10 protein-coding genes are annotated in these 10,534 nt (G+C 58.4%); 2 read left to right on the plus strand and 8 right to left on the minus strand.

The window, feature by feature from the left end; all coding sequences use genetic code 11:
- Positions 1-72: 72 nt before the first annotated feature.
- Positions 73-276, minus strand: coding sequence for a twin-arginine translocase subunit TatE (tatE, locus tag ENTHG_RS09955; protein WP_044178624.1), 204 nt, complete (start codon positions 274-276; stop codon positions 73-75).
- Positions 277-403: 127 nt separating this feature from the next.
- Positions 404-1,192 carry a deaminated glutathione amidase gene (locus tag ENTHG_RS09960; protein WP_044178626.1) on the minus strand — a complete coding sequence of 263 codons (789 nt, stop codon included), beginning with the start codon at positions 1,190-1,192 and terminating at the stop codon, positions 404-406.
- Positions 1,193-1,281: 89 nt separating this feature from the next.
- On the opposite strand from ENTHG_RS09960, the gene crcB reads away from it, so the two are divergent.
- Positions 1,282-1,665: a fluoride efflux transporter CrcB gene (gene crcB / locus ENTHG_RS09965; RefSeq protein WP_044178628.1), complete on the plus strand. Its 384-nt coding sequence runs from the start codon at positions 1,282-1,284 to the stop codon at positions 1,663-1,665.
- Between the two features lie 55 nt (positions 1,666-1,720).
- On the opposite strand, the gene cspE is transcribed toward crcB, so the two are convergent.
- From cspE to ENTHG_RS09995, 6 genes are all read right to left on the minus strand, one after another.
- Complete coding sequence (gene cspE, locus ENTHG_RS09970; protein ID WP_004100146.1) at positions 1,721-1,930, minus strand: transcription antiterminator/RNA stability regulator CspE; 210 nt, start codon at positions 1,928-1,930, stop codon at positions 1,721-1,723.
- A 206-nt stretch (positions 1,931-2,136) separates the two neighbouring features.
- Positions 2,137-5,256, minus strand: a complete 3,120-nt coding sequence (locus tag ENTHG_RS09975; RefSeq protein WP_044178631.1) for an efflux RND transporter permease subunit — start codon at positions 5,254-5,256, stop codon at positions 2,137-2,139.
- The gene (locus ENTHG_RS09980; protein ID WP_044178634.1) at positions 5,253-6,689 is read right to left on the minus strand and encodes an efflux RND transporter periplasmic adaptor subunit; all 1,437 of its coding nucleotides are present in this window, start codon (positions 6,687-6,689) and stop codon (positions 5,253-5,255) included. The genes ENTHG_RS09975 and ENTHG_RS09980 overlap by 4 nt, the downstream gene beginning before the upstream one ends.
- On the minus strand, positions 6,686-7,942 hold the full coding sequence (locus ENTHG_RS09985; protein WP_044178637.1) for a TolC family protein: 1,257 nt from the start codon (positions 7,940-7,942) through the stop codon (positions 6,686-6,688). The genes ENTHG_RS09980 and ENTHG_RS09985 overlap by 4 nt, the downstream gene beginning before the upstream one ends.
- 10 nt (positions 7,943-7,952) lie before the next feature.
- A complete protein-coding gene (locus ENTHG_RS09990) occupies positions 7,953-8,288 on the minus strand; it encodes a copper-binding protein (protein ID WP_237567462.1) in 336 nt (111 codons plus the stop codon).
- A gap of 54 nt (positions 8,289-8,342) precedes the next feature.
- Complete coding sequence (locus tag ENTHG_RS09995) at positions 8,343-8,696, minus strand: DUF2946 domain-containing protein (protein ID WP_237567463.1); 354 nt, start codon at positions 8,694-8,696, stop codon at positions 8,343-8,345.
- Between the two features lie 369 nt (positions 8,697-9,065).
- Between ENTHG_RS09995 and dcuC the strand changes: the two genes are divergently transcribed.
- Positions 9,066-10,439 (plus strand): anaerobic C4-dicarboxylate transporter DcuC, encoded by a 1,374-nt coding sequence (gene dcuC, locus ENTHG_RS10000; protein WP_044178643.1) that lies wholly within the window; start codon positions 9,066-9,068, stop codon positions 10,437-10,439.
- Positions 10,440-10,534 lie beyond the last annotated feature (95 nt).

Consider the following 10,534-nt stretch of genomic DNA (forward strand, 5'->3'; position numbering starts at 1 on the left):
TAATATCTGATTACACTTCCCACAAAAAAACCGGCTATGAAGGCCGGTTTTTTTATCGGGCGGAGCGCGCGCTTACTCTTTATGCGAAAGCTTCTCTGCCGTAATCTCGCCATCGACGCTCTTTTTCGCGCTGACGTCGTCGTCATTCATCGCTTTTTTAAAGCCCTTAATGGCTGCGCCCAGGTCGCCGCCAAGCGTACGAAGCTTTTTGGTACCAAACAGCAGGACAACCAGCGCGGCAACCACCAGCAATTTGGTAATACTAATCTCACCCATACATACCTTCTTTCATCAATCAGACTGCGTAAAGCGCCATTATACCCTGACGTCATTAACGGACATTCGGCGCGCGCACACAATAGCAATCTGTAACGAGATGAATCAAGCGTTGTTTAAAAAAACATCACCGCAGACGCGGCGGCGCAAAACGGCGGTTGCGTAAGACCGGCAGCTTCGCCCGGGTCTGCGAAAGCCTGTCTGCCGGGGCTTCCGCACAGATAAGCTGCGGCCCTTCGCCAGCGGCGGCGATGGTCACCCCCTGCGGATCGACAATACGGCTCTGGCCGATATTGCGGTTTCCACACTCTCCGGCAGCCACCAGATAACAGGTGGTATCCAGCGCCCTTGCCGCCAGCAGCGTGGCCCAGTGGTGCTCTTTAAGCGGCCCCCGCACCCACGCCGCCGGGAGAACCAGCATCTCCGCTCCCTGCAGCGCCAGCGCCAGGGCCAGCTCAGGAAAGCGCAAATCGTAGCAGGTCATCAGGCCGACCTTCATTCCCCCTACCTCAATCAGCGGCGCGACAACGCTCCCTGCATCCACTTTCTCTGACTCAAGCATGTTGAAAGCGTCATATAAGTGGAGCTTGGCATAGCGTGCGATAATTTCCCCCTCGCGCAGCGCCACCAGCGTATTGATTGCCCTGCCCGCCGAGGAAGGGACATGGATCGTCAGTACGGTGGTCAGGCGGTTTTTACGGCTTTCGGCGCGCAATAACGCCAGGAATTCGCCGTCAAGCGCCTGCGCCGACTTCACTGACAGATGCGGGTCGCCATCGTCCCGCGCCAGCAGCGCTTCTGGCAGCACCAGCAGCGCGGCCTGGCGGTCAGCCGCCTGCGCCATTAACGACACGCATGTGCTGGCATTGCTTCGCCAGTCCGGGGTTACAACGAACTGCCCTGCCGCAACAATCATCTCTGTTCTCCTCAACGGCCCGTTATAGCTACAGTCAGGCTTTGGCGTTACACTCATCACTCTGACAAATCAAATAGCAGGATTTCCCGGTGTTTCAACTTCTTTTAGCCGTATTTATCGGCGGCGGCACGGGCAGCGTGGCGCGCTGGGCGCTGAGCATGAAACTCAACCCCTCTCACCATGCCATCCCAATCGGTACGCTGAGCGCCAATCTGCTGGGCGCGTTTATTATTGGCATGGGGTTCGCCTGGTTTAGTCGGATGACGCATATCGACCCGGTGTGGAAAGTGCTGTTGACCACCGGTTTTTGCGGCGGGCTGACTACCTTCTCAACCTTTTCCGCTGAGGTGGTTTTTTTACTCCAGGAGGGGCGTGTTGGCTGGGCGCTGCTGAATGTCGCGGTCAATTTGCTGGGATCGTTTGCCATGACGGCGCTCGCCTTCTGGCTGTTTTCAACCGTCAGCGCAAACTGAAGGCAAAAAAAACCCGCTTCTCAGCGGGTTTTTACAATTCTGTCTTAATGCTAACTTAGATAGGCATTACGTTAGCAGCAGAAGGACCTTTGGCACCGTTAGTGATTTCGAACTCTACACGCTGACCTTCAGCCAGAGTTTTGAAACCATTGCTCTGGATTGCAGAGAAGTGTACGAACACGTCTTTGCTGCCATCTTCCGGAGTAATGAAACCGAATCCTTTGGATTCATTAAACCACTTAACGTTACCTTTAATCTTAGACATCAATATTACCTTTACATGAAAAACGACACAAATGCTGTGTCGACTGACAGTACAACAATTGTAGAGACTTTTGTCCAGTCGTTATTCGTCAAAAAGTGATAAATGTCGCGAAGTTTTTACGTAGCTCCTGTTTATCCGGCACGCAGCAGGATGATTACTCTTTAACCATGGTAAAATTGACGCCTCGTGAAACGAGGCGCGGCATTTTATCGGCGTCGATGCAGTAATTCATAGACGGCCGGAATCACAAACAGCGACAGCAGCGGCGCGGTAATCATGCCGCCAATCATTGGCGCGGCAATTCGGCTCATCACCTCCGAGCCCGTTCCTCCGCCCCACATAATAGGCAACAGGCCTGCCATAATTGTCGCCACCGTCATCACTTTTGGTCGTACCCGTAATACTGCCCCTTCGTGGATAGCGCGGCGCAGCATGGCGTTACCGCCGTGCGGATCGCTGATGAGATGTTTCTTAAGGGCATGGTTTAAATAAAGCACCATGATAACGCCAAATTCCGCTGCCACCCCCGCCAGGGCGATAAACCCAACGGCGCCGGCGACGGATAAATTATATCCCAGCAGCCACAGTAACCAGACGCCGCCAATTAAGGCAAACGGTAAGGTTCCCATAATCAGCAGGGCGTCTGAAATGCGCTTAAAGGTAATAAACAGCAGCACAAAAATAATCATTAGCGTAACGGGTAAGACAATTTTCAGTTTTGCCGTGGCCCGTTCCAGATATTCAAACTGTCCGGACCAGGAGAGTGTGACCCCTGACGGCAGCTTAACCTGCTGCGCCACCCGCTGCTGCATCTCCTCCACCGCCGATTTCAAATCCCGCCCGCGCAGATCGACATAGATCCAGTTCGACAGCCGGGCATTTTCACTTTTCAGCATTGGCGGCCCCTCCGTTACAACTATCTCCGCCAGTTCGCCCAGGGCTATCTGGCTGCCGTTATCGGTGATGACGGGCAGCGCCCGCAGCGCCTGCACATTATTGCGTAGCTCCCGCGGGTAGCGAATATTGATGGGATAACGCTCGCGCCCCTGTAACACCTCCCCCACGTTCTCACCGCCGACCAGCGTCGCCACCAGCGACTGCAGCTCTTTGACCGAAACGCCGTAGCGCGCGGCCTGCTGGCGGTTGATATTAATATCGACATAGCGGCCGCCCGCCAGCCTTTCCGCCAGCGCGGAGGTCACCCCCGGCACGGTTTTCACCACCTGCTCTATCTGCCGGGCCACCTGCTCGATATCGGCAATATTATTGCCGTTCACCTTAATGCCGACCGGGCTTTTTATACCGGTCGCCAGCATATCAAGGCGGTTACGAATCGGCGGTACCCAGACGTTGGCAATGCCCGGCAGGCTGACCGTTTTATCCAGCTCCTCCACCAGTTTTTCCGGCGTCATGCCGGGCCGCCACTGCGCACGCGGCTTAAAGCGAATAGTGGTTTCAAGCATGGTCAGCGGCGCGGGATCGGTGGCGCTCTCCGCCCTGCCCGCCTTGCCGAACACGCTCTCCACCTCCGGGACGCTTTTGATAAGCCGGTCGGTTTGCTGGAGTAGACGCGACGCCTCCCGCGCCGACACGCCGGGCAGCGTCGAGGGCATATACAGCAAATCCCCTTCGTTAAGCGGCGGCATAAACTCGCTGCCCAGACGGCTTAAAGGCCAGAGCGTCGCCAGCAGCAGCAAAAAGGCCACCGCCAGGGTAGCTTTCGGGAAACGCAGCACCCGTTCGAGCAGCGGCTCGTAAAGACGAATCAGCCAGCGATTAAGCGGGTTCGCTTTCTCATCAGGAATGTTGCCGCGAATAAACAGTGCCATCAGCACCGGCACCAGGGTGATGCCCAGCCCTGCCGCTACCGCCATCGCCCAGGTTTTGGTAAAGGCCAGGGGGGAAAACATGCGCCCCTCCTGCGCCTCCAGCGAAAAGACCGGAATAAACGAGAGGGTGATAATAAGCAGGCTGCAGAAGAGTGCCGGGCCGACCTCCACCGCCGCCTGTTCCGACAGCCGCCAGTAATCAGCGGACGCAGGCTGGCGGCCGGGGTTATCATGCCGCCACTGCTCCAGCACCTTGTGCATGTTTTCAATCATCACGATGGCCGCATCGACCATGGCGCCAATGGCGATGGCAATGCCGCCGAGGGACATGATGTTGGCGTTGATGCCCTGGTAGTGCATCACAATAAACGCCCCGAGAATGCCGAGCGGCAGGGAGATTATCGCCACCAGCGCCGAACGGAAATGGAACAGGAACAGCGTACAGACCAGCGCCACCACGATAAACTCTTCCAGCAGCTTATGGGTCAGGGTCTCTACCGCCTGCTCAATCAGGGTGGCGCGATCGTAAACCGGCACAATCTGTACCCCTTCAGGCAGGGTTTTCTGCACCGCCTGCAGCTTCGCTTTGACGCCGTGCAAGGTTTCAAGCGCGTTCTTGCCATAGCGCATCACAACCACTCCGCCCGCCACCTCCCCTTCGCCGTTGTATTCCGCCACGCCGCGACGTAGCTCAGGCCCGAGGCGCACGCTTGCCACATCGGCGAGCATGACGGGCACGCCGTCGCGGCTGGCGATGACTATCTGACGAAAATCGTCCAGCCCGCGCAGATAGCCTGTTGTGCGAACCATAAATTCAGCCTCGCCCATCTCCAGCAGCGCGCCGCCGCTCTCCTGGTTGGCGGCCTGTACGGCATTGATAAGCTGCGTATGGGTTATGTTCAGCGCGCGCATTTTTTGCGGATCGGGCACGACCTGATACTGACGCACCATACCGCCGACGCTGGCCACTTCCGCCACGTTGGGCACGGTTTTAAGCTCATATTTCAGCGTCCAGTCCTGCAGGGCGCGCAGGTCCGCCAGGCTGTGGCGGCCAGTACGGTCCGTCAGGGCATATTCGTAAATCCAGCCCACGCCGGTGGCATCCGGTCCGAGCGCCACCTTCACCCCAGCCGGGAGGGTGCTCTGGATCTGGCTTAAATTTTCCAGCACCCTCGAGCGCGCCCAGTAGAGATCGGTATCGTCATCAAACAGAACATAGACATAGGCATCGCCGAACATGGAATACCCGCGTACCGTTTTTGCCCCCGGCACGGAGAGCATGGCGGTGGTGAGCGGGTAAGTGAGCTGGTTTTCAATAATCTGCGGCGCCTTCCCCGGATAGCTGGCGCGAATAATCACCTGTACATCAGAGAGATCCGGCAGCGCGTCCAGCGGCGCGCGCTGTACCGACCAGACGCCCCAGCCGGTCAGCGCCAGCGCGGCGAGCAGCACCAGCAGGCGGTTGCGTAATGCGGCGCGGATAATGGCGGCAATCATGGTTTCTCCTCCGGCTGCGGCGTTAAGCGCTCTATCACCGCGCCGTTTTCATCATCCAGCGTGAAACTGAACGTCACCCGGTCGCCCGGTTTAATCGCCGGTTGCGGCGTTTTAAGGACGAAATCCATGGTCATGGCTCCCCAGTTCAGCGCCGGGACTGGCTGATGCGCCAGCGTGACGCTATCCGAGGTAATCGCCTTCACCACGCCTGTGCTCTGCCAGGCCTGCGCCGGTTTCTCCGCCGCGGGCGACGGCAGCGCGCTCTTCAGGCTGGCTTCGGAATCGATAAGGAACTGGCCGGACGTGACCACCCGGTCTCCTTCACGCAGCCCTGAAAGCACCTCGGTCCAGCCCTGTGACGTGCGGCCCGTCAGCACATTCACCGCCTGAAAATGGCCCTCCCCGGTGGCCAGCAGCACCCGGCTGGCGCTGCCGGTTTCAATCAGCGCCTCTTCAGGCATGGCGAGAACCGGCTGTTGCTGCCCGTTTGGTGGCTGCGTGACCGTCAGAAACATGCCGGGCTTGAGTTTTTGCTGCGGGTTAGCCAGCACGATGCGCGCTTTCAGGGTACGGGTGGCGGTTTCAAGTTGCGGCAGAAGTTCGCTGACCCGACCATGAAATTGTTCTGCAGGCCAGCTGGCGGAGGTGGCGATAATGTCGCTGCCGGGCGCAAGGCTGCGCGCCTCGCTCTGCGGGTAATCCACGACCAGCCAGACGGGGTCGAGGCTCGCCAGTTCAAGCAGGCTTTGCGTTCGCGCAATCTGCGCCCCTTCGCGCACATCCAACTTCACCACATAACCCGCCCGCTCTGCCCGTAACGTCAGTCGGGTCTGGGGTTTACCGCTGCGCTCCACCGAACGGATAACCCCTTCCGGCATGAACTGCAGGGCCAGACGGTCGCGGGCGGCACGGGTCAGCTCCCGGTCGCCAAGTTGCCGCACCGCCAGATACTCCTGCTGAGCGGACGTCCACTGCGGGATCCAGAGCTGCGCCAGCGGTTCGCCTTTTTTTACCCACTGCTGCGGCGCGCGCACGTAGAGTTTTTCCACCACCCCATCCGCCGGGGCGGGGATAGTCTGTATGCTGCGCTCATCGGTGGTGACCGTGGCAAAGGCCGAAAACGCGGAGCCGAGCGGGCGCTTTTCCACCCGCGCCGTGACCATGCCAAGGTTTTGCTGCTGCCTGGCGCTGACGGCGACGCCCGCATCGCTCTGCCCTTCATCGGCATAACGCGGCACCAGCTGCATATCCATAAACGGCGATTTACCGGGTTTATCAAAACGCTGATCCGGCACCATCGGGTCGTACCAGTAGAGCACCTTGCGCTCTGCGGGCTTCTCCTGCGGCGCGGGGGCGGCGATCTGCGATCTGCCTGCGATAAAACCTGTCCCCAGGCAAGCGGCAATAACGACGGCGAGAATTATCTTGTTCATTGCGCCAGCTCCTGAGGAATCAGCCATTGAATTGCGGCCCAGGCGCGGGCCAGATCTTTTTCCGCCTGCAGAGTGGAAAGCTCGCTATCAAGTACCGCGCGACGCGCCTCCAGCAGTTCGGGTAGTTGGGTCTGCCCGGCCCGATACTGGGCCGCCAACAGCATGGCGCGCTGGCGTACCAGCGGCGTTACCTCCTCCCGCTGGCGCTGCCAGAGCGCCTGCGCGGCGCGGTAGTTCGCAATAAGCGTGCGGATCTGCGCCTGATGTTCGCGGGTGGTTTGCGCCAGCCGATCGTTGGCCTGCATAGAGCGGGAAAGGTCGGCGGCGTGGTCTTTATCCTGCCGCTGCGAGGTAAACAGCGGCAGATCGACGGTGAACATTACCCCGGCCATATCTTCATACTCCTGCGCGCGCCGGCCATACCAGACTTCAACGTCCACATCGGGAATAGCGGCGATGGCCGACTCCGCCGAGCGCGCTTTCGCGCTGTTAGCGACGCTTGCGGCAGCGACCATTTCCGGGTGCTGCGCCACCCCTTCTTTCAGGGTCTGCTCATCGGCAGGCAGCCGCTGATAGCGCGGTAACGAGCCGCTGGCAGCCGTGACGTTCTGGCCGGTAAGCTCCGCCAGACGCGCCTGAGCCAGTTCCACGTCGCGCTCGGCCAGGGTGACTTTGTCACGCATAGCGCTGAGGGCAAGCCGCCAGACCAGCACGCTATCCGCGCTGGCGCTGCCTGCGCCGACGCTGGCTTTTTGCGCCCCCTGCTGGGCGGCGCTTTCCGCCAGCAGCCTGCGGGCGGTATCCAGCGCGCGTGTCGAAATCGCCAGCTCAAGCCATGCCTGGGCCGCCTCGCGCTGCAGGGCGGCGCGGGTAACGGCACTCTGCGCGTTAACGCTTCGGGCCTGCGCCTGCAGGGTCAGCGCCTTACGCTGTCGTTTTTCGTCGCTGACATAGCGTTGCATCACGCCGACCCGCTGCATGGTCATCCCTTCGCGGGTGAAGCGGCGGTCGTTGTTGCCCTGCACCGGCAGGTTATCAATGCCAAATTTCAGTTTGGGATCGGGAAGCTGCCGGGCCGATTCGGCCATCGCGTCCAGCGCCCGGGCTTCGTTCCGGCTGGCGGAGAGTTCAGCCGAATAGCGTTCGGCGGCGGCGAGGGTTTGCGTCAGCGTCAGCGGCTCCGCCTTTGCGGCGGAGCAGATAAGGCACAGCAAAACCCCACCGGCCCGCAGGCTCAGTGAGTTATGTTTCATGGCGCCCCCGTTAGTCTTGCGGCGTCAGGGAGACGACCTGATAGCCGTTCGCGCTCTGAACAAACGAGAACTGAATGCTATCGCCCGCTTTTACCGCGGGCAGCGTTGCCGCTGGCGGCAGTTCGAACTGCATGGTCATCGGCGGCCAGTTAAGTTCGGGAATAGCCTTGTGGCGAACGGTGAGGGTCTGCGAAGTGATGGTTTTGACGATGCCGCGGGCATGATAGACCGGGGCCTGCGCGGCGCTGTGCTGCGTCATATCGTGATGGATGTCGTGCGCCTGCACGGCGGAAAGGGAAAGCAGAGCCAGCACGCCTGTCAGCACGCGGAAAAAATAAGAACGCATAATTGAACTCCTGTTAATCGTAAATAGTTAAAATTTCAACGAATTAACAGCGTTCTACTCCCGAAACCGGCAAAAGCGGATGGTTGCCGGCGGGCCTGTGGCAGGCGGGGTTAATGACCAGCCTTCATGCGGGCTCTCAATGCAAACGGGCGCGACTACCGCCAGCGTTACGCTTACCGGCAGCGCGACGGGCGTAAAGTGACCGCTCTCTTTTTGTGCCGTATCCGGCACGCAGTGCTTATCACAGAGCGGAGCTTTCGCCAGATGCACGGACGGGGTGAGCGTTTCCGGCATCATATGATGATGCTGGGCAATCACCGCCTCGCCCTGCACGTCGAGCTGACAATCGTGCGAGGCGATAGCGACCTGGCTCTGGATAAACAGCCAGCCGAACGCGATAAGCAGCATCGCCAGATGCCGCCTGATTGCGTGTAAGCCCGCTGACCCGCCAGTATGCATAATCGTCCGTCAGTGAATACGGTAAGTGAAGGCGAGTATAGGCGGCGCGTTTTTTATTTTAAAAGGCTTTTTTATTTAATTTACGCAACGCGAGTTGATGCAACCAAATTAAAACAAATCCCTAACTTTTCTTTGACGCCAATAAAAAGACCGTCCCCGCCAGCCTCGTTTTGCCAACCAATCAGTAAATTCTCACAACAATATGCTTAAATTGGCCCTTCCTTGATTTTAATCATCTACAGCTGCGCTGAACTTCGGCACATTGCCTTTTTCTTTTTCGGTCGCCTTTTATACCTTTCTGCTGGGATCCAACACTTTATGTTAACGTTTATAGAACTTCTGATTGGCGTCGCGGTTATCGTTGGCGTGGCACGCTATATCATCAAAGGCTACTCGGCCACCGGCGTGCTGTTTGTCGGCGGCCTGCTGCTGCTCATCGTCAGCGCTCTGATGGGGCATAAAGTCCTGCCGGCCGATGCCACCAGCACGGGTTACACCACTACCGATATCTTTGAATATATTAAGATTTTGTTGATGAGCCGCGGCGGCGACCTCGGCATGATGATTATGGTGCTGTGCGGTTTCGCCGCATATATGACCCATATCGGCGCCAACGACATGGTGGTGAAACTGGCATCGCGCCCGCTGCGTTTAATTAACTCGCCCTATTTATTGATGGTCGCCGCCTATTTCGTCGCCTGCCTGATGTCGCTGGCGGTCTCTTCGGCTACCGGTCTTGGCGTATTATTAATGGCGACGCTGTTTCCGGTCATGGTCAATGTCGGCATTAGCCGCGGGGCGGCGGCGGCAATTTGCGCCTCGCCGGCCGCGATTATTTTATCGCCCACCTCCGGCGACGTGGTATTAGCCGCGAAGGCGGCGGAAATGCCGCTGATTGATTTCGCGTTTAAAACCACGCTGCCTATTTCCATTACCGCCATTGTTTGTATGGCTGTCGCCCACTTTTTCTGGCAACGTTTTCTGGATAAAAAAGAGCACATCACGACGGAGATGCTGGATGTTAAAGATATCACCACCACCGCGCCGTCGTTTTATGCCATTCTGCCGTTTACGCCGATTATTGGCGTGCTGATTTTCGATGGCAAATGGGGGCCGGAGCTGCACATTATCACTATCCTGGTCATCTGCATGATACTGGCGGCAATCCTGGAATTTTTGCGTAGCTTTAACACCCAGAGCGTCTTTTCCGGTCTGGAAGTGGCCTATCGCGGCATGGCGGACGCCTTCGCCGGTGTGGTCATGCTGCTGGTCGCCGCCGGGGTCTTTGCCCAGGGGCTCAGCACCATTGGCTTTATTCAGAGCCTTATCTCTATTGCCACCTCGTTTGGCTCCGCCAGCATCATCCTGATGCTGGTGCTGGTCATCCTGACCATGCTGGCGGCGATGACTACCGGCTCCGGCAACGCTCCTTTCTACGCCTTTGTCGAAATGATCCCGAAACTGGCCCACCAGTCGGGCATCAACCCGGCCTATTTGTCCATCCCGATGCTGCAGGCGTCTAACCTGGGGCGGACGATTTCGCCGGTTTCTGGTGTGGTTGTGGCGGTGGCGGGAATGGCAAACATCTCCCCGTTTGAGGTGGTGAAGCGTACGTCGGTGCCGGTTATCGTCGGTCTGCTGGTAGTGATTATCGCCACCGAACTCCTTGTACCGGGGTCGGCCACGCGTTAAGCAAGCGCTCTTCTTTACGCAAAAAGCGCCGACCGGGCGCTTTTTGTGCTTTAATAACTGACGGAAATTATCCAAACACATCTATCAGGATTAGA

The sequence above is a fragment of the Phytobacter massiliensis JC163 genome, assembly GCF_000321045.1.
Taxonomy (GTDB): domain Bacteria; phylum Pseudomonadota; class Gammaproteobacteria; order Enterobacterales; family Enterobacteriaceae; genus Phytobacter_A; species Phytobacter_A massiliensis.